This window comes from Maribacter sp. UH1 (assembly GCF_056839145.1).
In genome coordinates, this window is sequence record NZ_CM166387.1 from 2,155,814 (window position 1) to 2,178,705 (window position 22,892).

At 32.9% G+C, this 22,892-nt stretch carries 21 protein-coding genes; 2 read left to right on the top strand and 19 right to left on the bottom strand.

What is annotated here, in order from left to right; translation table 11 throughout:
* Positions 1 to 63: 63 nt before the first annotated feature.
* From UH1x_RS09465 to UH1x_RS09555, 19 genes are all read right to left on the bottom strand, one after another.
* On the bottom strand, positions 64 to 786 hold the full coding sequence (locus UH1x_RS09465; RefSeq protein ID WP_482626336.1) for a 3'-5' exonuclease: 723 nt from the start codon (positions 784 to 786) through the stop codon (positions 64 to 66).
* A 175-nt stretch (positions 787 to 961) separates the two neighbouring features.
* Positions 962 to 1,537, bottom strand: a complete 576-nt coding sequence (locus UH1x_RS09470) for a hypothetical protein (protein WP_482626337.1) — start codon at positions 1,535 to 1,537, stop codon at positions 962 to 964.
* A complete protein-coding gene (locus tag UH1x_RS09475) occupies positions 1,538 to 2,503 on the bottom strand; it encodes a YHYH protein (RefSeq protein ID WP_482626338.1) in 966 nt (321 codons plus the stop codon).
* Between the two features lie 638 nt (positions 2,504 to 3,141).
* Complete coding sequence (locus tag UH1x_RS09480) at positions 3,142 to 3,804, bottom strand: CPBP family intramembrane glutamic endopeptidase (protein WP_482626339.1); 663 nt, start codon at positions 3,802 to 3,804, stop codon at positions 3,142 to 3,144.
* A 115-nt stretch (positions 3,805 to 3,919) separates the two neighbouring features.
* Positions 3,920 to 4,756, bottom strand: a complete 837-nt coding sequence (locus UH1x_RS09485) for a LytR/AlgR family response regulator transcription factor (protein WP_482626340.1) — start codon at positions 4,754 to 4,756, stop codon at positions 3,920 to 3,922.
* A 122-nt stretch (positions 4,757 to 4,878) separates the two neighbouring features.
* Positions 4,879 to 5,331: a GNAT family N-acetyltransferase gene (locus UH1x_RS09490; protein WP_482626341.1), complete on the bottom strand. Its 453-nt coding sequence runs from the start codon at positions 5,329 to 5,331 to the stop codon at positions 4,879 to 4,881.
* A gap of 198 nt (positions 5,332 to 5,529) precedes the next feature.
* Positions 5,530 to 6,273 carry a LamG domain-containing protein gene (locus UH1x_RS09495; RefSeq protein WP_482626342.1) on the bottom strand — a complete coding sequence of 248 codons (744 nt, stop codon included), beginning with the start codon at positions 6,271 to 6,273 and terminating at the stop codon, positions 5,530 to 5,532.
* 559 nt (positions 6,274 to 6,832) lie between these two features.
* Positions 6,833 to 7,042 carry a hypothetical protein gene (locus UH1x_RS09500; RefSeq protein ID WP_482626343.1) on the bottom strand — a complete coding sequence of 70 codons (210 nt, stop codon included), beginning with the start codon at positions 7,040 to 7,042 and terminating at the stop codon, positions 6,833 to 6,835.
* Positions 7,043 to 7,136: 94 nt separating this feature from the next.
* Entirely contained in the window at positions 7,137 to 7,841 is a 705-nt protein-coding gene (locus UH1x_RS09505; RefSeq protein WP_482626344.1) for a hypothetical protein, read from the bottom strand.
* A 401-nt stretch (positions 7,842 to 8,242) separates the two neighbouring features.
* Entirely contained in the window at positions 8,243 to 9,025 is a 783-nt protein-coding gene (locus UH1x_RS09510) for a tetratricopeptide repeat protein (RefSeq protein ID WP_482626345.1), read from the bottom strand.
* Entirely contained in the window at positions 9,009 to 9,431 is a 423-nt protein-coding gene (locus tag UH1x_RS09515; RefSeq protein ID WP_482626346.1) for a hypothetical protein, read from the bottom strand. The genes UH1x_RS09510 and UH1x_RS09515 overlap by 17 nt, the downstream gene beginning before the upstream one ends.
* A gap of 81 nt (positions 9,432 to 9,512) precedes the next feature.
* On the bottom strand, positions 9,513 to 10,130 hold the full coding sequence (locus tag UH1x_RS09520; protein ID WP_482626347.1) for a hypothetical protein: 618 nt from the start codon (positions 10,128 to 10,130) through the stop codon (positions 9,513 to 9,515).
* Positions 10,131 to 10,133: 3 nt separating this feature from the next.
* Positions 10,134 to 11,285, bottom strand: coding sequence for an AAA family ATPase (locus tag UH1x_RS09525; protein WP_482626348.1), 1,152 nt, complete (start codon positions 11,283 to 11,285; stop codon positions 10,134 to 10,136).
* Positions 11,286 to 11,507: 222 nt separating this feature from the next.
* The gene (locus tag UH1x_RS09530; RefSeq protein WP_482626349.1) at positions 11,508 to 13,241 is read right to left on the bottom strand and encodes an ATP-dependent nuclease; all 1,734 of its coding nucleotides are present in this window, start codon (positions 13,239 to 13,241) and stop codon (positions 11,508 to 11,510) included.
* A 411-nt stretch (positions 13,242 to 13,652) separates the two neighbouring features.
* Positions 13,653 to 14,129 carry a methylated-DNA--[protein]-cysteine S-methyltransferase gene (locus tag UH1x_RS09535; RefSeq protein WP_482626350.1) on the bottom strand — a complete coding sequence of 159 codons (477 nt, stop codon included), beginning with the start codon at positions 14,127 to 14,129 and terminating at the stop codon, positions 13,653 to 13,655.
* Positions 14,130 to 14,144: 15 nt separating this feature from the next.
* Positions 14,145 to 15,269, bottom strand: coding sequence for a CNNM domain-containing protein (locus tag UH1x_RS09540; protein ID WP_396632571.1), 1,125 nt, complete (start codon positions 15,267 to 15,269; stop codon positions 14,145 to 14,147).
* Positions 15,270 to 15,306: 37 nt separating this feature from the next.
* Complete coding sequence (locus UH1x_RS09545) at positions 15,307 to 16,641, bottom strand: serine hydrolase domain-containing protein (RefSeq protein ID WP_482626351.1); 1,335 nt, start codon at positions 16,639 to 16,641, stop codon at positions 15,307 to 15,309.
* 31 nt (positions 16,642 to 16,672) lie between these two features.
* A complete protein-coding gene (gene hemB, locus UH1x_RS09550; RefSeq protein WP_396632569.1) occupies positions 16,673 to 17,662 on the bottom strand; it encodes a porphobilinogen synthase in 990 nt (329 codons plus the stop codon).
* An 18-nt stretch (positions 17,663 to 17,680) separates the two neighbouring features.
* The gene (locus UH1x_RS09555) at positions 17,681 to 17,830 is read right to left on the bottom strand and encodes a hypothetical protein (RefSeq protein ID WP_167333088.1); all 150 of its coding nucleotides are present in this window, start codon (positions 17,828 to 17,830) and stop codon (positions 17,681 to 17,683) included.
* 492 nt (positions 17,831 to 18,322) lie between these two features.
* On the opposite strand from UH1x_RS09555, the gene UH1x_RS09560 reads away from it, so the two are divergent.
* A complete protein-coding gene (locus UH1x_RS09560; RefSeq protein ID WP_482626352.1) occupies positions 18,323 to 19,198 on the top strand; it encodes an ABC transporter ATP-binding protein in 876 nt (291 codons plus the stop codon).
* A 1-nt stretch (position 19,199) separates the two neighbouring features.
* Positions 19,200 to 22,802, top strand: coding sequence for an ABC transporter permease/M1 family aminopeptidase (locus UH1x_RS09565; RefSeq protein WP_482626353.1), 3,603 nt, complete (start codon positions 19,200 to 19,202; stop codon positions 22,800 to 22,802).
* The last annotated feature ends 90 nt before the right edge of the window (positions 22,803 to 22,892 follow it).

Sequence of the window (22,892 nt, forward strand, 5' to 3'; positions counted from 1 at the left end):
TACTAACAAAATTACACCATTAGTCCTGTTTTTATATCTGCGGATGCTAATTTTAACAAGATGCTATTCATTAGCTACTTTCTTTACCTCTATATCGGTTAATAGAGGTTGATTTCGAAGCTTTAAATACACTTGTGCCGTAGTGAGTACATCTAATTCGCAATAGGTTACAATACGGTCTAAATTGTTTTGTTCATAGTAAACCACACGTACCATACTACCATCAATATCTTCTTTGGGCGAGGGTATGCCCAGGACATGGGCCATTAGCTTTAAAGAAGTGTAATGCTTGTAATCTCCAAATTTCCAAAGCTCCATAGTATCTATATGTGGAACTTCCCATGGTTTCTTGCCGAATAAATCTAATTTTTGAGGTAGTGATATACCGTGAATGATCATTCTGCGAGCGATATACGGAAAATCGAACTCCTTACCATTATGTGCACAAAGCACATGCTTTACGTGGTTAAAATGTTCGTCCAATAAATTTTTAAACTCCTGAAGCAATTTATGTTCATCACCATGAAAGGTGGTAATTCTAAAACTGCGTACCTCTTTTTGAAATGTAAAGTAGCCTACAGAAATACAGATGATTTTACCAAACTCTGCCCATATGCCGGCACGCTCGTAGAATTCTTCTGCGGTTACATTATCTTTTCTTTGGTATTGAGATTTATGTGCCCAAAGTTCTTGTGTGTTTTCATCTAGCTGGTCAAACGAGCTCTTTTCCGGTGCGGTTTCTATATCTAAAAACAAGATATTTTCAAGATGTATTTTATCAGGCATAGAAAGGTAAGATACTAATAAGTAGGAAATTAACACAATTTCATTAGTGTCTTACTTAACGTTATTAAAATTTGATGTTGTCAAGAGTTTATTATGTTTTAAATTTTTTGAACGAGTTTGGGTATACTAAGTTATGAAATATAACACATCATTCAAGAAACTAAAACCGAAGTAATTAACTAAGCACACCGTGGTCATTGTTTTTTTGATAAAATCTATTGCCCAAAAATATAAATGGTATTATTAGTAAAAGATAATACCAATTACCTGATTCCATTTTTTGATTTACATTAAAATGATTTGTCGCTTTTGAGGTTTTATACGTTTTTTTACTGATTGCTAATTTGTTGTAATTTACTTGATTGTCATAAACATTGAACATAATTGTATTAGTGACTTCAAATAGATCACTACCGTTAAAGACTATTAAATAACTGTTTTGATTAGAATGTCCGTTATTATCTAACTCCTTATAATTTTGAAATTGAAGTAGCTCTCCAGATTTATTTTTTAGAATGAGATTTGCTTTAATGTATTCCATGAAAGTTTGCTCAAAATCTTTTTTGCTTGCCGTATTTTCAAGGGAAGGATTGTGTGCTATCAAAGCATTTCTCATTGTCCAAGGAAACTCAGCTTTAATTTCAATGGTGTTCTCTTTCTGTGTAATTACGAAAAAGGCTTCGTTTGTTTCATGCGCTACTACTAAACTACTGTACAGACACACAAAACAGCATATCAATAAATTTTTCATTTATGCACCAATTTTAAAATCATTAGAAGGTGTTCCTCTAAAATATCTTGGGATGCTAGGGAACTCATCAGTTATTACATAATAATAGGTTCCCAATGGGTATTCTGGCGTAACACCAGTTCTACCATTAGCTTCATCTAAAGTCCCTAAACCTGTACTGTATTCATAATCATTTGAGTAAACTCCATTGTACGTATCGCAAGGTGCAGTTATTCCATCTCCTGTTCTATCGCCCGTTTTTAATTGGTAACTTGATGTCATTTCAGTTATAGAAGATGAACTATCCGAAGCGTCTGTAAATGCATACTTATAATAAATAGGAAATCCGTCTGCCGCGTATCCAACTAAAGTCATTTGATCATTTGGAATATTTAAATTCTGCAAATAAAGGGTTGGTGAACCATGATAATGATATTTTCCTGTGGGTTGTACATGTGCATTATTACAGTCTAAACCTAAGTTAACATTTAAAGCCTCTAAATTCCATTCCCAATTTACATTAGCACTCATAATTCCTTCGTGCGGGAAGGGCTCGGCAGCCACAGGATCTAATTCTACCCCGTTTAATAATACACCAAAAGAATATTGCGGACCTACATTCGTACCTACGCCAGTTGTAGAAAGTAAGGGAGTAAAGCTTGAAGCAGCAGTTGGGTTTAGAGTGATGCTATACGTCTCAGATTGTTCTGAAATAGCATTCGGATTTAGTGATCCAGAACCTCCACCAAAAATTCCAACCATATGTTCAGGAATACTATTTGCCGTGATTGTTCTAATACCTCCTGACATTGACTCCTCAAACTCAGAATTAAAAGCCAAAATTGTATTGCAGTCGCCTCTTGTATCGTCTAAGACTTGGTCCGAAAAACAAGTTGTTGTTGCTGTTGTGGTGTTTTGGTCATCATTACTACAGCTAATTATTGTTGTAAAGGAAAAGATAACTGATACTGATTTCAGAAAATGCATGGGGAAAAGGTTATAAGTTATTACTTAGACCTTCTATTTTTTAAATGGTTTAAGTATACTGGTATAGACTAAAATCTAAACCAACTATTGATTAAACGTAAATAAGTGCGATAAAATATATTTTTAGAAGAAATATGGTAATCCACGAATAAATTTAAGTGTGGTTTACGGTTCGGCTGATATTTTCTAAGTATACTCCTAATCTAAAATTAGGTTTAATTAGTCAAGTAGTGCTTTATAAAGATTATTACCTTAAAATTAACGAACCAACCAACTGGTCTGTTTTTTATAATCAAAATGTCCTCAAAATTCTTGAGACAAAAGATAGCCTTCACTATTTTATCGATAAAATGCAAAGAGTAGGAGGTTAAATGAGTGTTTCAGTAACCAAACAAACTAAGTGGTTTGTTTTTTGGTATTGAAATGCGAGGTTAGATTGATATATTTCTTACTATCTGTTATGAATTTAAGAAGATTTGCGTTTTACGTGTCTGCTCGCAGACACGTAAAACGCAAATCTTGCATTATGAATATATTTTCTTTGTTGTTAGGGTTACTGTTTTATTTTTATGAAATAAGATGCACAGCGAATATCTAATCAGGGTAGGTCATGATGTAACTAGTTTTTCCAGTTATCATTATGCCAATCCGTAGTAAATACAAATCAACGATATGGTATCAAAAAAACCATGTACGGCAATTACAAACCATAAATCGTATTTGCGAAGGTAGAATATCAGCGCTATGAGCCCTCCGATGGTACCTGCAACTATTTGTCCGGTTATTCCTTGGTAACTATGCATGAAGCCGAAAAAACAAGCCAATAAGACGATATTAAGAACAATACTTACTTTGCTTTCTCCAAAGAATTTTACAAATTGTCTCATAAAATAACCACGAAAAATAATTTCTTCTCCAAACCCAGCATTAGCCCACACGATTAATAAGGCAACAAAGCATGCGGAAAAGTTTCCTTCTAATTCTTTAAAACTTGAATAATCTATGGGAACTCCTGTGAGTTTTGTAATTCCAGGAACTAGTAAAAAGACATAAAAAATAAAGAGACCTAAAGCAAGTAAAGGTGCTATTACGAAGATGTTTTTTACTGTAAATTTTTCTCGTTGAAAGCCTAGCGCTGAAAATGACTTTTTTTTGTATTCTATATAATTTGATAAGATGATTATTATAGAAACAACTATGTTTTCTATATAACTAAATTGTAGTGGTCCAAACCATATAAAGCAGATAACTGCAATGGTAATTAATGGAATTACTATTTGGCGTAAGGTAACTTTGTTCATTATTTTTGGTTTTTAAATTCTAAACGAATTAATGAACAAAAACGCTGAAACCCCTTTTAATTATTGATGTTCTTACTGAGTGGTAGTAAATTAATTACTGAATAGTCGGTGTTTATTATTGAAACCAATTCAAAAATTCTTTTCGCTTGTACCGACTGATATTTATTTCTTTAATAGCATCGTTTTCAATAGCTGCTTTTAATTGAATACGTAGTTTGCCATTTTCAATTTTTTCTATTTCTTCTACAGCATCTTTGTGAACTATAATTTGCCGGTTGGCTCTATAAAACAATTGATTGTTTATTTTTTCTTCCAGCTCATTCAATATAAAATCGGTGCTTATTGTTGTGCCATCATTTTTAACAGCAAATACTATTTTATTTTCACTAAAAAAGCATGCAATATTTTCATAAGCGAGTTTTGTGGTTTTTGCACCGCTTTCTATGGTTACAACAGCATCTTTTATAGATGACTTATATAAATTGTAAATGTCTTGGGCATAGGACAACCCTATAAGAATAAAACTCAATAGTAAGGTAATGAGTAAACCTATCAGTAAATAATAGAACTCAATTTCACCATCTACGACTAGACTAAAAATAAAATTTACAGGAATATACATGAGTGTAATATATCCTAAGGTTGAAGCCATAAACCATATAATAGTTGTGATTTCAACTTTTTTAATGAAATGCTTCCTCTTGTAATATTGAAAGTTAACCTCGGTTATGATGCCTATAAGAATACACAAAACAATAGATGCCAAAAAACCTTCAATGGGGAATCTATATACATCACTACCAGGAAAACTTTCTGGTGTCGATAAATGATTTATGATCAAAGAGAAAATAATCAATATGATAACTTTCTTAAACCAACGCCCTGCAGAACTATGGATAAAAGTGTGCCAGTAGGTTTTTAGGTTATTTTTGCTCGTTGGTATGGTGCTCATTAATTGGAAGCTCTATATTTTGGCATTGAATTTATGTTTAGAATATTCTTATACCGTTTAGTATAAAAAGTTATGGACTAATAGGCGCTAACATTTTAGTTAAACAATAGTCTTTATTGTACTTACTTTATTCTGTGATATACATTTGGGTTATGTTTCTCCATATAAAATTCAGGATGAGGTATTTCTGTAAACCCAAACTTTTTATAAAGCCATTCAGCTGTGTCGGTCAATAAAATCCAGCGTCTTAATCCTTGAAGATTGGGATGCTCCATTATTTCGTTGATTAGCCATTTGCTTAATCCCTTTTCTCTATGTTCCTCAAGAATGTAAACATCTCCTAAATATGCAATAGTGGAATAGTCAGAAATTATTCTAGCAAAGCCAATTTGTTGGTCTTTGTAATAAAGACCGAAATTTAAAGAGTTTTCAATAGACGTTTTTAAAGTATTAAGTGGAATTCCGTTAGCCCAATCAGTTTCGTTTGCGAGGAATTTGTGAATGCTCGGGATATCTAATTTATCCCTGTCAGTTGAAATGGTGTACTCATTTCTATATGTTTCTCTAATTTCCAACTCAGTTTTCTTAATTAATACCTCCTTCTACACACGAAGCTAAAGCTTTTAGTTTAGTTTTATTTTTTCTAGTTTTATAACTAAATCTATTCCCGATAGCTATCGGTATTAGCGACTTCATAAACCTGCCTGCCTGCAGGCAGGTATACACAGACCTTTTTGTTTCGCATTAAAGTCTCATTTTGTTTAGGTTTTTAGTTATTCTTGGAAGAGCTGCTGCACTTCTTCTTTTTCTAATAATCGATTGTATATACAAATGTCATCAATGGCTCCATTAAATCCACTTAAATTGGAACTTGTTAAACTTTGCTTTCCTATTTTAAAAGGTGCGCCAGTTCCAAGTGCGGCTGATTCAGAACTTAATTGTAGTGTTGTATCTACAATTCCATTAATATATATTGAGGTCATTCTATTCTCGTAAGATACTATTATATGAGTCCATTCATCTATGGGTATACTGTTTGAAGACTCCAAGATATTGTTAAATACGTTCCATCGTATTTTGCCGTTTGAAGGGTTTAGTCCAAGATAAAATCGACCATCTGCCGACGGTTGCGGTCCCGTAAAATACTGATTTAAAATGGTGTCCCAATTTAATTGGTTTCCATTGGGTTTTATCCAAACAGATATTGAAATAGAAGAATCATAGTCGAGTTCTAAGTTTTCAACATTACCAAAGTCGATATGTCCTTCATCTTCACTAAATATCATGGCTTTATTTTCAATCCCGTTTCTATTTTTCGTCGGATTCAAAATTCCGAAAATTTCTCCATCAGTTAAATTTCCAGTAGAATCAGATGTATTATTGTCAAGTAATATTTTTGCAATTAATCCATTTGATAAAGTAGATGTAATCATTGGCTCACTTTCATCGTTGTCAGTACACCCTGCCAATAAAGATATCATTGAAATTGCGAAGATTTTTATTGTTTTTTTTCTCATAATTGGGTTTGATTAAGCAAAACGCTTCGGCTAAAGCTTTTGGTTTCGCTTATTCTTTTTTTGTTTAAAGCTAAATCTATAAGATTTTGCAACATTTAAAATATACACAGACCTTTTGATTAAGCCCTAAAGTCCGCATTACGTTAAGGTTTGGTTACAACAAGTCACGACGGATTCGATTAAGCAAGTTTTGATTTAATTCCAAATAGATAGGAATTCCATTTAAGATTTTAGGATTCTTTATTTTAATTTCTATTGAACAAACGTTTTAAAAAACCTTTTGATTGCTTTAATTTTTTAAGTTTGATTTTGTGAAAATAAGTATCCGACTCGGTATTGTCAATTCTCTCTATTAGAATCAATTCATTATCATCAAGTTTTTCAATTTTACATCGAGCATAATTATATACTTCCCCCATGACTATACTTAAATCGCAATATTCAGTTTCTGTTGAAATCTCCCAAAAAATTTCTTTAAGAATTTTGTCTTTGCAATAAATTTTAAAGTGATATGTCAATTTAGCCCTAAAGATTTCTGTGAATTCAATTTGAATGTTAGTCAAAGGATTAATTTCAATGTTCTCCTTTCCGATTCCATATAGAAGAAAATTACTCGGGATTTCTTTAATTTTATTATATCAAAAGATTGCCATTCACTAATATGATTTAAAGCATCTTCATTAGGTGGATAAAAAGTATGCTGGTTTGTTAGTTCTGTAATTACCCATTTTCCAATGATATTTTTTAAAGATTCAGATACTTTTTCCATTAATGGATTATTTTTTTTGGAGCTATTTGTTGTAACGTTTTAGTATATGATTAGTGTCCCGGAGGGCATTAATTATATGCCTTGTTAGGTGATGTTATTTTATCGTTTTTCCGTTTATATCTAAAAGTTCAATTTTAGGCGTATCATTATTATCAATGTATATTTTGATTCTTGGATTTCCTGTTTTATCATTAATGAATAGTCCAACATCTTTGTTGAAATTTTTTCCTATAAATAGTCTGTCTTCCATTAGTAAGCTGTCAAGTCTCATTTTTTGATATTCATTTTTCTTTAAAAGTTTATCGTTAATTGAATCTAATTTTTCAAACCTTTTGTTTCGTTCTTGGTTGGTGTTTTCTTTAGGGTAATCCCATAATTGCAATCCATATTTTCTTGCATTGTTTTTTGTATTTTCCATATACTGAAGTTGCATAATTTGGTCATCACGAAATTTGTCTACTGATAGAACCATCCCTGCATTATTATCATTACCATCATATACTAATCCTCCACATTCATCTCCAGCAGAATTAAAAAAAATAATTCCTGACGGTCTTTCTCGAGGTTTGAGTTTTTCTCCATTAATGATTCCTGGGTGTTGTCGAACTTCATTGCTGATGACCATTCTTAAATTCGTTCCAGATTCATCCACTATGTTTATACGTTTAACTGTTAACTCATCAAGATTTTTATTTTTTTGAATATTTATATACACTATAAATAATAAAAAGAATGTTGTACTGATTATTGAATAGAAAATTAGAAAATTAATCTTTTTACTTAAATTGTTGTCTGTCATTTGTTTTTTTAATGTTACCTAACGTACGTTTATTTCCTGTCGTGTTGTTAAGTGGTATTTAGCGAATATACTATTTAAGAATAAACCTACAATTTACATCTTACATTCTATTATGAAAACCCATTATCGCTATTAAATAGATGGAACTAATTGTCATTAATAGCTCTCAGAAGAGAATTGCCTTGAAAACAACAAACCAACCAATCAGTCTGTTTTTTACTGGTAGAATAAGTTCAAAATTCTCGATGTAAACGGCAATCTTCACCTTTTTATCGACAAAATGCAAGGCGTACGAAGTTATATGGGTATTTGGAGCATTTAACAAACCAAGTGGTTTGTTTTTTGGCGGATTTAACAAGCTATTTTAGCGCAGTTTTTTTGCTTGTTGCTTTTCTTTTGGCTTATTTATTCTCTAGAGCATGTTTAAATTCCTCTATCTCTGAGAGGTAGATTTCGTTCAAATATTCATTATAATAATCGTCTCGTTTAGAGCCTATATGTTCTTCTGCACTAACAATATGTTCTCTTGCTTTTTCAGTTTGCCCTAGTTTTTCATAAGTCTTTGCTAAACCAAAATAAGATTCTGGAACGTTTTCAGATTGCTGTAATGCGCGTTGAAATTCTGCAATTGCTTTTTCGTAATTCCCAAGTTCATATTCGCAAAGTCCCAGGTAAACAAAACTGTGAATATCTGCCCAGTCTTCTTTTTGGTTCTTGATATTCCTATTAAACATTTCAATTGCTTTTGGGTAATCCTTTTTTCCATAATAGCATTCTCCACGTAAAAAGTCAATACCCTCTCCCCAAGGCGCATCAACTACATTTGGCGTAAGACTATCTAGGGTATCAAAATCTAGCAAAGCCTTGTCATAATCGCGCATTTTGCGTAATCTGATCCACCCGCGATACCCCAAATGCTTTTCTGGGTCAAGTGCTACGGCTTTGTCCAAATATTCGAATCCCTTATTGAAATCTCCGGCTTTATTATAGGAGACGGAACGCTCCATCCAAGCATCGCTGTTTTCTGGGTCGTATTCAAGTGCTTTCTCATATTGATGAGATTCTAAAAGAAAGTTCGATTTCTCGGTATCTGGTTTTATTTGCCACCAAATGGTTGATCCAATCACTAGAAATAGAATTATGGACCCCAAAAAAATGAATAGGTATTTAAAAAATTTCTTCAATTTTTCCGTTTTTAATTTTTAATCGAATAAGGTTGTAGGTCTTATACTCTTTGTCTCTTTTCCAATCGGTTAAACTCAGTGCAATGGTCTCCAATGCTGTTATTAATGCGCCATTATTGAATACCGTTTGCTGGTAATTTTCGTCTATTTGAAATGTTTCCATTTCGCAAAATTCTCCTGTTTTAGTAATATACAATCTCAAGGTTATAAAACCGTTGCTTGGTACTATGTTGGTTTCGGCTAGTTGAATGTCCCTAAAAGCGTTTCTCAGGGTAGGGTTCTCGCCTTCTATTCTGCTATTGATATAATTTGCCCAATAAGGCATTGTACGTTCGTCGCAGTCGTTAGTTTCTTGCGAAAATGCTAGAAGGGGTATAATGGTTAGTAGGAGTAGGAGGTTTTTCATTTAGTTGGTATGCTATAAGTTTCGGCTAAAGAAAAATTTGTTTGTTTTTTACCTCAGTTCTTTGTTAGCCACTGGCATTGTTCATATTTTTTTAAATGCTTGTCTCAATCTATCTTGGATAGTAGAATCAATTTTATCTGATAATTGCGTTTTTTCTATTAAACCTTGCGCTTGATTTATAGAATCTATTTCTAATTCGTTAAGTCTAAAATAATCGTAGGCGAATTTTCCTTTTGCACTATCTGCAATAATTTTATACTTAATTAGTTTCTTTTCATTTTCAATATGCTGGTAAACGCTGAGGTGGTCAAAGTAATTATCAACATTTGGATGAATAAACTTATAGTTGTTACTATCTGTATGGTTTTGTGCTGAATTATTTATATTATAGATAAAATCAGTTTTAGTGCCTTTTATATTCATATTACATCTTTTACAAGCAATGTTTAAATTAGTTAGCACAAACATTAAATCTTGAAATTCTGCTTTTCCTTTTGGAAGAATATGTTCAATATCAATAACCATTTTAAACTCTCCTTGAAAATTTTTCTTACAATAACAGCATTGTTCATTCTCTAAAACTCTATAGTATTCTTTTATTTTAGATTTAAAGTCACTCACAAGCGGATTATTCCAAATCTTTCCACCTTGCGCAACTGCATTCTCTATATTCTGTATGTCAATTTCTGTTATTTCCAAATGTTAATTTATTTGATTTCTATTAAAAACTATTTCTCCTGCTAACCCCAAAACTGTGTTAAGAGCATCATCTTGCGTTTCATCATAAACAGTTTCTCTAATTGTTTCTAGTTCAGCTGTAAATTGAGAAAGAGTTATTTTCTTTTCTGCAAGTAAATTCAATAGTCTGACTAATCGGTTTGATAAAAATCTGTTTTCAGGTGTAGTGATATCAAAAAAGCGGTAATAAATTTCCTCAACATTTAGAGGTTCTTTTTTTTGTATCTCAAAGTTAAAGTTGTGAGCTTTGAATACATCTGCATTTTTGGAAAAAATTTCAGCACCATTTACCACTATTGGTGAATGTGTAGCAATAATTATTTTTGGCTCATATAGATAAAATAGGTCTAAAAGAGTTTTAGTATATTCCTTTTGCCAAAGTGGATGCAAGCTATTTTCAGGTTCATCAATTAATATTACTGTTTGTTCGTTTATTACAGTTGAAAGGTAGATGATTGATGTAATTAGAGATAATTCACCTGAACTTGCATTAAGAACTGATATTTCACTAATTCCCTTTCTTAAATAAACTTCAATTTTAGAAATTACTCCAATTTTCTTTAGTAATGATTCCCATTTAAATAGTTCTGTAAGATTTGATTTGTCATAAGAGCTGTAGTTTAAATTGTCGGTATCTAGCCAAATTATTTCTTCATTTCTTCCTTCTCTTCCTGATGTTTCAATCAAGTAACCTAATCTTTCTTTATCATAATTATTTATACCTAAATCATTATTCCACAAGGCTTGCGGATTAAATCTTTCTAGTTTGAAACCAATTGTGGGTTCAAAACCAACATAAGAAAGAGCCAATGTAGTATTTTTAAGTCTTTTTTTATCTCTACCGATAACTTCCATTGCTTTTTTTACAGTAGTTCTAACTTGTCTTCTTCCAGAGCGACCTCGAAGTACACTGAAATTTCTATGATTAAGATTGAATTTGTCGTGAATAGAATTAGCTAATGCAATTACATTTTTATTTTTTGAAATATAATATTTGGCAAGTTGATTTAGAAGTGTGCTTTTTCCACTACCGTTTTTCCCAACGAGAATACTTACGTCCTCACTAAAATTTTCAATACTTTGTAATTCTGTAGGAATATTGTCAAATCTATTCATAAGTTGGTTTTAGCTTGTGGCTAACGTTTCGGCTATGGTTAGTAAGGGATTAAAAAACAATTAATTTCCGATTATGTACTTAGCCAAAACTTTTTATTTTGTTTTATCTTTTTTATTCTAAAGCCAAATCAAAAGTTTTGGCGGACTTAGTTTAAAAGCACTTAACTTTGGGTTAAGCACCAAAACCCGTATTAATTATAGCCATTGTTGTGCGTTCGTTTTTTATTCATTAGATATTTCTCCTATACTATCAATTTCCAAAAATGAAGATAATTTAACAGGAAAAAATGTGTCGTCAAAATCTTCAATTTCGTTTAATTTATTCCAAATCCCTATACTATTTTTGTCATTAGGTTCATAACCTAAAACAGTTTCAAGTTTTGGTATATTGAAGTGTAAATTATCTAAGTGTGCATTTTTAATTAAATTCCAATTAGTTGTTATCATACCTCGTTTAGTTGAGTTTCTTGTGACTCCATTTTCATTAAGATATAAATCACTTTCTTTAAGCTCTTTTATTGTTTCGAAATCATTTAATTGGTTAATGAAATTTTCGGAAAAATCTAAATCATTGATAACGAAGTATTCTAAGCCAAAATGTTTACATAAATCAATAAGTAATAAAGCAGTCGCTTTACCGTGATGAGGAACAATACTAATATTCCTGAAATTCAAATATGATTTGGAATAGTTTATATCATCAATAATATCTTTTACTGTTTTTTCAATTACAAAGTTATATGCTAATAAGTCATTCGGTCCTTCAACAAGAATTACTTTCCTACTGAATAATATCTTATTTAAATTGGGTTCAACTGATTTTATATAACTATTATAATTCTCCAAATCAATTATAGGTCTTACGTTAGGAGTAAAATCGTCTAGTTTATTATATTTATTAATAGTTCTTTTTTCTGATTCGTCAAATTCTAATCGTATAATACTTTTAGTGTCAAAAATATCTATCATTTTATCAGAATGAGTTGTATAAATAACCTGATGACCTTTTAAAGCTAGAGGACATAAAACCATTTTATAGAAATAATCTTGATGATTTTCGTGTAAAAAACTTTCAGGCTCCTCAAATAAAAATAGACATTTATCTTCAGTATTTGATTCTGCGATTGCTTGAATTACAGCCATAACGAACATTGAAATATAACCATCCCCGAATTGACTTAAAGGAATTTGCTTTTCATTATCACCGTTTAATCCAATTTTAAAAACCATTTGAAGAAATATATCTTCATAGTTAGGTAACCCAAATTCAACGTGACAATTATTATTTCTTAAATTATTAGTGTAGTTTAATTTTATTTTTGATACAAATTCTTTTAAATCTGAATTTTCTAGAACTGTTTCAGTTGCTCTTTTTGTATCAGAATTGAAAACATCTTTTTTTGCAGACATTTCAGAATCTCCTTCAACAAGTTTTTTTATATGTTTAGCTAAGAAGGACGTGAGATTTCCCCAACTAGTTTTCTTTGTTGAGATTTCCTCTTTAATATTGTGAAAATTTATATAAAATATATTGAAGTATTTGTTTGCTCCAAATGCATCCCAATTCTTATCTGTACCATTGGGTTTAAGGTTTATAAATTTAGCTCCTTCAATTTCTCGACCATCTGTTTGGATTTCAAGTTTACTATAACCTGTTAAATCAGCTAATTTCCCATCATATTTTTGTTCCCGAGAGCTTTCTGTTAATGCTATAATTTGGGGGACATTAGTTATATCTCGATTATAAAAATCATTAATAGTAAAGGTCTCTTTTGTTGTGTATTTATTTCCAATACCATAAAGTATTGAATTCATTAAATTAGTTTTTCCAGAATTATTATAACCAATAATTGAAATTGGTTTTAAGTAATTTTTGTCAGGGAACTCAAAAACTTGACGTTCTTTAAAAGACCTGTAGTTTTCTATTGAAATTTTTTTTATTCTTATTTCAGACATTTGCTACTCTGGTTTTTTTAAATGACGCACAACAATTGTATATGTGCACAATTGCATATATACCTTAATACCGAGGAATATATGTAATTGTTGATATTTCAGTATACTAAATATACCACTAAAGAATAAACCTACAATTATCAACTCACACTCCATTACGGGAAACCATAATCATCATAAATTTTATAGAAATAAGTACCCAGAAGTAGAACCAAGAAGAGAATCAACCTAAAAAACAACGAACCGACCAAGTAGTCGGTTTTTTACGTGAAGCATGTGTTTAGAATTGTTGAAAGTAACGATAGCAATCGCAATTGTATCGATAAAATGCAAGGTGTACGAAGTATATAGGGGAATTTTGAAAGGAAACAAACCAAGTAGTTTGTTTTTTAGTTGGGTAAAGCAGTTGTTTTAGAACAAACTTTGCTGTTTCACGGGGCTCTCATGGTTCAATAACCATTGTTTTCTGTGCAATCCGCCAGCGTAACCGGTAAGTGAACCATCTGTACCAATAACCCTATGGCAAGGCACCACGATCCATAACGGATTTCGGGCATTTGCAGATGCGGCAGCTCTGGTGGCATTGGGGTCACCTAATAATTTTGCAAGCTCTAAATAGGACTTCGATTTTCCGTAAGGTATGTTCTGTAGCTCCACCCAAACTTTCTTTTGAAACTCGGTTCCGTACGGGTTCAGTTTTAGATTAAACTGCGTTCTTGCACCTTCAAAATATTCGTTTAGTTGATACACGGCATCTTCTAAAGATTCCGGTATCACATCGGTAAGGGGTTCATCAGAATTTAAAACGGTTATAGCCGTAAGGCCGTCAGTGTCGCCCATAATTTTGGCAACGCCAAGGGGTGTTTGTATGTAAGCAACATCGGCCATAGGGGTATTTACTATTTATTCGTCTGGTGACGTTGGCTTTTCTATCACTCCCGTTGCCTGAGCGCGTTTTTCCCAGTTTTTGCGAGCAAGACTCTGCAAATCGGCAACATTGTCGCTCTCATCCATTATTTCGAGCCCTAGAAGGGTTTCAATAACATCTTCCATAGTTACAATACCACTTACAGAACCATATTCATCAACCACTAGAGCAATGGCCTGTCGTTTTTGAATGAATATTTCAAATAATGTTGGTATCGGTGTACTTCTACGGGTTACTAAAATTTCGCGTTTAATGTCTTTCAGCGGAATGTCTCCGTTCTGGTTGATCATCTCTTCCAAAACATTATCCTTTAAAACAAAACCGGTAATATTATCCATATTATCGGTATACACAGGAATTCTAGAAAAACGCAATTTAGGGTTATCAGTAAAGAAATCGGCAATCGTTTTCTCGTCAGATGCTACTTTCATTACCGCTCTTGGCGTCATAATATCTTTTACCAAAACTTCATCGAACTTCAATAAGTTTTTAATGATGGTAGATTCAGATTTTTCAAAAACACCTTCTTCATGAGCCATATCCGTCATCGCATGAAAATCTTCACGACTCAACACACTACCGTGGTGATTGCCACCGCCTACCATTTTGGTAAACAAGCGTAACAACCATAACAGCCCCGTATATTTTAAAGCAATGACCATAATGTTCAAAGCTTTTGTAGAGAAATTAGCCAGTTGTTTCCAATACGTAGCACCAATGGTCTTTGGTATAATTTCAGAGGCAACTAGAATAAGAATGGTCATAATAGTAGATACGACACCTACCATTAAATCTTCTGTAAAAGATATACCAAGTATTGTTTTTGTTTCGCTACCGTATAATTCTGCATAAGCCACCTTTGCCTGTACACCTACCAAAATAGCACCAACGGTGTGGGCAATGGTATTTATAGTTAAAATGGCAATTAACGGTTGGTCAACATCTTTTTTAAGTATCTCTAGTTTTTTGGCATAAGCATGGCCTTCGTTCATTTTTACATTAATGAATGTTGGCGTTATACTCAATAATACTGCTTCTAGTATAGAACACAGAAAAGAGAAGAAAATAGAAATGAATGCGTAAAAAAGTAGTAGTCCCATGGGGTTGTTTTATAAATCGAAGATATTAATAAAAATGCTAAGGTTGGTGCTGTTTTGCGTTATCAAGTGCCTTATAAAATATTTGTTGGATGGATGGACGGATATTTAAGTTGTAAATATTGCGATTTTCTCTCGTAGGATACACTCTATTTGATAGAAATATATACACTAATTGATTTTCAGGATCTGCCCATACAAAAGTACCCGTAAAGCCACTATGCCCAAAGCTTGCTGCGCCAACTTCTGGTGCAGGGTAGGCATTGGCAATTTTAAAGGTATTGTTATTCAAATAAGGTTTATCAAAACCTAAACCTCTTCTATTTTCGTTCTCTGGATATTGAACTTTAGAAAATTCTTTAATCGTCTTTTCAGAGATGTATTGCTTACCGGCATAAAGTCCGTTTTGCATGAACATCTGCATAATAATCGCCAAATCATCTGCAGTGCCAAACAGCCCTGCATTGCCAGAAATACCACCCAATAAAGAGGCATTTTCATCATGTACCCAACCTTGGGTTAGCGTATGTCTGTACATAGTATCTACTTCTGTAGGTACAATTTTGTTATTGAAATTTTTGGTGCTAGGCAGAAAACCGAAGGTTTTCATACCAAGTGGTTTGTAAAATTCCTGCTCCATATAATCTGCATACGGAACGCCAGTAATTTGCGTAATGAGCTCAGGAAAAATAAGAAATGTGAGTCCGGAATATTTATATTTTTTCTCAGCCGATACTTCAGAACGATTTATGATTTTGTACATTTTTCGGTGGAATCTATTTTTTACATAGATGCCATCAAATGCCTCATTTCTAAATCTGTTATTCGGTTTTCTGCGGACGAACCTTTTTTTAAACCGACCGTTATTTTTTAAAGTTTCATTTAAGAATACGACATAAGGTTGAAGTCCCGCTTGATGCGCCAAAATCTCCCGAAGCGTAATATTTGCTTTATCTTTCTGTCTTTTCCAAGGTTTCCAATAAGTGCTAAAAGGAACATCTAAATCTAGTTTGCCTTCATCAACCAACTTCATAATTGCAGGTAGCGGACCTAAAATTTTGGTGACCGAAGCCAGATCATAAATGTCATTTAAAGCTACCGGCTGAATGCTATCGTAGGTGTGAAATCCGTATGCCTCATGAAAAATAATATTCCCTTCTTTGGCGATTAAAACCTGAGCACCTGGGAAAGCGTTATTTTTTATACCAGTTGTTACAATGCTATCTACTTTACGATAAACAAAAGCAGAATCCACCTCGTAAGCAGCCAATGAAGATGTTTGCAAACTAGAACCCACCGGAAGCAAAAGCGGTTTGTTAGTTGTCTCTTGCGAAACAGCCAAACAACTAATTAAACCAAATAGTATAAAAAACATTTTATTCATGAGTAGTAATTCCGATAATTGACTATCCCAATAATTTTACGGCATCTTTAGCGAAATAGCTGGCGATGATATTTGCACCTGCGCGTTTAATTGCAGTCAGCTGTTCCATCATTACGGCATCATGGTCTAACCATCCTTTTTCAGCGGCAGCTTTTACCATGGCATATTCCCCGGAAACTTGATAAACGGCAACTGGCACATCTACCTCGTTCTTAATCTCACGTACAATATCCAAATAACACAATCCTGGTTTTACCATAACGATATCCGCACCTTCATCAATATCCATTTGAGTCTCACGAATAGCTTCAAATCGGTTGGCGAAATCCATTTGATAGGTGTTTTTATCCTTAGGTACATTTTTAATATCTACCGGAGCAGAATCTAAAGCATCTCTAAACGGACCGTAAAAAGCACTGGCATATTTGGCACTATAGGCCATAATACCGGTGTTTAAATATCCCTCATCTTCCAAAGCCTCACGAATGCTAAGAATACGACCATCCATCATGTCGCTAGGCGCAACAAAATCTGCACCTGCATTGGCATGGGAAACACTCATTTCCGCTAGAACCTCTACACTTTCATCATTCAAAATTTCGCCGTCGGCTACAATACCATCATGCCCGTAAGAAGAGTAGGGGTCAAGGGCAACATCTGTCATGACCAACATATCCGGACATGCATTTTTGACCGTTTTAATGGCTAGTTGCATTAATCCGTTTTCGTTCAACGCTTCAGAACCTTTGTTGTCCTTTAAGTTATCGGGTACTTTTACAAAAAGAAGCACCGAACGCAAGCCCATGTTCCAAAGTTCTTTGACCTCTTTGGTTAAATTGTCTAGACTAAGGCGGTAGTAGTTTGGCATAGAAGGTATTTCTTCTTTAATGCCTTTGCCCTCAACAACAAACAACGGTACTAAAAAATCACTTGGCGAAATAATGGTTTCCCTAACCAAACTTCTAATGGCTTCATTGCTACGTAATCTTCTTGGGCGTATAAGTGGGTACATAATTTTATATTTTATTGCTTATTCAGATTCTTTACTCTTTTTAATGATTGCTTTTAGGCGTTCTTTTCTTAACGCGGCTTCTTTCTTCAATTTGTTCTTCTTTCTATCCATTAGCTTGGCGTGCTTTGCTTTGTTCAATGTGTTTTTAGCCTTGCCTTTTTTTGCCATACCTGAATATTTATATTCGAACTTTTATTGCTTTAATTATCATGAGGTAATTTACTAAAGCATATATCTCTAAGTTTCTACAAAAATAGGGGAATTTGAATAATGGGGACGGGGGTTATTGCTTAATTTATTGGGGTAGCGGTTAAAAAATTATTGTTGTAAAGAATTATTAAAAGATAACAGTTGTCATATTCATGGCATAACTGGCAATAGAAATTTTAAAGGTTCTTAAAACGATATATATAAGCAGCACTAATAGGTTATAGCGCAACTTGGGTTGAATTTTTTAAAATGACGAGGAGGCTATTAATATGCGCTTGGTGACTTTATTTTTTAATTGATTCTGATTTGACCTAGAATAAGAATAATTACCGCTACTTTGTAAGTAAAATTATAGGGTATAAATAAATTTCTTACCTCTTGATGTAACTTTTTGAAAATTTTAGACACGTATTAGACATCTGAATACTAACCTTGAAAACCGATTTAATTATGCTTTCGATTACAAATTTGAATAAAACGTATCCGAACGGAACGCAAGCCCTAAACAATGTTAACCTGGAAATTGGTACGGGAATGTTTGGTTTACTTGGTCCTAATGGTGCAGGTAAGTCTTCCTTAATGAGAACAATTGCCACCTTACAACAAGCGGATAGTGGTGATATTAAATTCAACGATATTGACGTGTTTGCTCAACCAGATGAGCTTAGAAAAATATTGGGGTATTTACCTCAAGATTTTGGAGTCTACCCAAAGGTATCTGCAGAAATGATGCTAAATCATATTGCAAAAATAAAAGGGATTCAAAGTAAAACGGATCGTAAAGCATACGTTGCCGATTTATTGAACAAAGTAAATCTGTACAAATTTCGCAAGCGTAATCTAGGGGATTACTCTGGTGGTATGAGACAACGTTTTGGTATAGCACAAGCTTTGATAGGGAATCCTAAATTGATTATTGTAGATGAGCCAACTGCTGGTCTTGATCCCTTAGAACGTAACCGTTTTCATAATTTATTAAGTGAACTCGGTGAAGATGCTGTTGTTATCTTGTCTACGCATATTGTTGATGATGTTATTAATTTATGTACCAACATGGCAGTGTTTAATGAAGGTAAAGTGGTTGTTCAAGGACATCCGTTAGAATTATCTAATACCTTAAACGGTAAGGTGTATCGTAAGAATATTTCTAAAGAGGAAACTGAATTGTACCAATCGGAATACAATGTTTTATCTACTTATTTACGTAGTGGTAATCTTTATATAAATGTGTTCGCAGAAGATGTACCTGGTGAAGGATTTGAGCCAGTTGCCAATAATTTAGAGGACTTTTATTTCTATAGTATTAACCAACCACAAACTGTTTAATATGAAAGAAATATTCTTATTTGAGCTAAAATATAGGCTTAGAAGACCGGTCACTTATATCTACATATTTATCATGTTTCTAATACCCTGTTTGCTTGGGGTATTTTCAGAATCTGCTACTGCGGAATTCACCAATAGCCCTAGTGCCATTGTAGGAGTTCTTGGTGGTTTAAGTACTATAGCGTTATTCTTTTATGCCGCTATTATGGGTGTGCCCGTGTATAGAGATGAAGAACATAAAACTGCACAGACCTATTTTACTTTTCCTGTTTCCGAAAAGAATTACATAATGGGTCGTTTTTGGGGTAGTTTTACAATTGTTACCATAATGAACATTGCAGCGATGTTTGGCGCTATGTTCGGTTTTGTACTTGGAGCCTTGTTAGATAGACCGGACTATGGTACGTATACCGATTTTAATTTTTGGTCGTACTTCTTTCCATTTTTATACTTATTGGTTTTTAATTCTTTTTTTATTGGTAGTCTTTTCTTTTGTTTAATGACATTTTTTAAGAGAATGCCAATTTTATATTTAGGAGGTATTGTAATATTGATAGCTTCCATATTATCCGGACAGTTGTTGTCTAATTTAGATACAGAATGGCTTAGTATCTATGTTGATCCTTTTGGAGAATCTGCTTATGGGTATTTGACCAAATACTGGTCTGTTGACGAATTAAATACCAACCAATTGGCTTTAACGGGTAAGTTTATGCTAAATCGTCTATTATGGCTGACTTTGGGAATATTAATATTTGTCTTTACACTTTTTAAATTTTCATATAAAGGATTTTTATCCTCCAAGAAAAAGAAGAATGTAAAAGAAGATAATGATCTAAAAGCATCTTCAGAAACAATTAGTGTTGTTCAAGAATTTAGTAAAAAAGCGCAAAGACAAAATTTGTGGTCTTTAAGTAAAATAGAATTTTTGTCTATCGTTAAAGAACCTGTATTTCTTGTCTTAATTATTATAGGGGTTATTGTAGCTGGTTTTATAACCTATCAAAATAATCAATATAATGGTACGCCATCATTACCACTTACTAGATTTATGGTTGCATATGTTTCTGCTGGTATAGCTTTATTTTCTACAATTATTCTTATAATTTATTCTGGTGAAGCAGTTCATCGTACAAGAAGTAATAAGACTTTTGAGTTTTATGATGCGCTACCCGTAAGTAATACTACACTATATCTTTCAAAGATTATTTCGCTAATTGGTGTTGCCGTATTGCTAACCTTAATCAATATACTGGTTGGTATTACGTATCAAACAGGTAATGGCTATTTTGATTATGAATTGGGTATGTACCTTACCTATAATTTTACGTCTCTATTTCCTTTATATGTTGCTACACTGTTATTGGCGTTTTTTGTTCATGTGCTAGTGAACAATAAATTTTTAGGTCATTTTATTGTCATTATAATTTATGTGGGAATACCAATTTTGGTAAGTTTAGTATTGAAAACAGATAACCCACTTTTAGCTTTTGGAGAGACCACACCTAGTTTTATAAGTGATTTAAATGGATTTGGACATTACCTAACCGGTCAGTTTTGGTTGAATTTATATTGGGTTCTTTTAACAGGGACATTGGCTGCTATTGGTAGTGTATTCTGGAGTAGAGGTTTTTATTCTTCAGCAAAAGAGCGTTTAAAATTAGCTAAAAGTAGATTTAAGGGTAAAACGGTTGCATATACCTTATTTTTCTTATTTGCTTTTATTTCTGTAGGTGCTTATAGCTTTTACAATATAAAAGTTCTGAACCATATGGTTGATAGCGATTCTAGTGAGAAGCTTTCTGCAGATGCTGAAAAGGCATATGGTAAGTATATAGATAAGCCCCATATTCAAGTAATCGATTTAAAAGCTGATATAGATATCTATACGGATACACGTGGTGTAGATGCAAAGGGGGTGTTTACAGTTGTTAATCCTTCAGAAGAACCAATAGATACGGTTTTAATGGAAATTAAGTTTCCTACTTATGATACTAAGATTACAAAGGTGGTTTATAACGACCAAGAGTTAAAACCGTTTTTGAGCGATTCATTGTATCGTTTGTTCATTTACAAGCTACCAGAATCTTTACAGCCAAAAGATACTGCTAATTTGGTTATTGAAACCAAGGTAAGAACACATGGGTTTTCAATGGATAGGGAAACTGCTGTATTGAATAATGGTTCTTTCTTTAATGATGCTATTTTTCCAAGTTTTCATTATGATATTGCTTTGACAGAGAACGGTGCTCGTGAAAAATACGGTTTAGAGAAATTAGACTTTCTTTATCCGCCAAGAACAGATAGCATTGCTTTGAAAAAGAACTTATTTAATGAGGATAGCAATTATATGGATTTTGAAGCTACAATTAGTACTTCAAAAGGGCAAACTGCTGTTGCGCCAGGTGTATTGGTTGAAACATGGGATAAGGATGATAGAAGCTATTTTAACTACAAATTGGAAGATAAATCTGATTACTTCTTCAATTTTGTTTCAGCAACTTATGATATTGAAAAAGATATTTGGATTGCACCTAGTGGAAAGAAAGTGACTATTGAAGTGTATCACTCTCCAAAGCACAAGAAAAACTTAGCTTCATTTATAAAAGGGGTTAAAGTTTCGTTAGATTATAATTCTAAAAACTTTTATGAATATCCATATTCTGTAATTAGGATAATTGAGTTTCCGGCGCACACGACTTTTGCACAATCTTTTGCGACAACAATACCTTACTCCGAAGATTTTGGCTTTGTAGCAGATTTTTCTAACGAAGGTGATTTTAATTATGCTTTCAGGGTAACAGCTCATGAAATTGCACACCAATGGTGGGGTCATATTGTTACTCCGAGTAAAACAAGAGGTGCAAATATCATTTCCGAAACTTTAGCGGAGTATGTTTCGTTAATGGCTTTAAAGCATGAATATGGTGAAAATGGTATAAAAGGATTTTTAAAGCCTTCTTTAGATACCTATTTGTCTAGAAGATCATTCAGTTTTAAACCAGAACGTTCATTAATGGATGTTGAAACCGGTCAGCACATTTGGTACCAAAAAGGTTCTATGATTATGTATGATTTGCAAGATGTCATTGGTGAAGATGTTATAAATGCAGGACTTAAAAAATTCTTGAATGAATACAAGTATTTTGAAAAAGGGGTTTATGCCAATTCTGAAGATTTCTATAAAGCGATTTATAATGTTACTCCAGATTCATTAAAATATAAGGTAGATGATGGTTTTAAAGAGATAGTTCTTTATGAAAATCGTGTGATGGATGCTAAAACCAAAAAGCTAGATAATGGTAAATGGGAAACCACTTTTACAGTAAATTCTAAGAAGATTTATTATGATGATACGGGTAAAGAAAAACTGATTGACGATAAGAAGAACCTAGTGGATGTAGGGCTCTTTGGGGAAGATATCACCGGTGATGATGGTGTAACCATCAAGAACCCTTTTTACTTTGAATTAAAGTGGCTTTCAGCAGGTGATAATACATTTACTATTGTTACGGATGAAAAGCCTTTAAAAGCAGGTATTGATCCGTATAATAAATTGATCGATCGTAACTCTGATGATAATTTAGAGTCAGTAGAAGAGTAATTTTTTCAATTTAGTTAGTTAGGAACCTGTTCGTTATTGGCAATTGCTAATAACGAACAGGTTTTTACTTATATAGAACTTAAATAATTG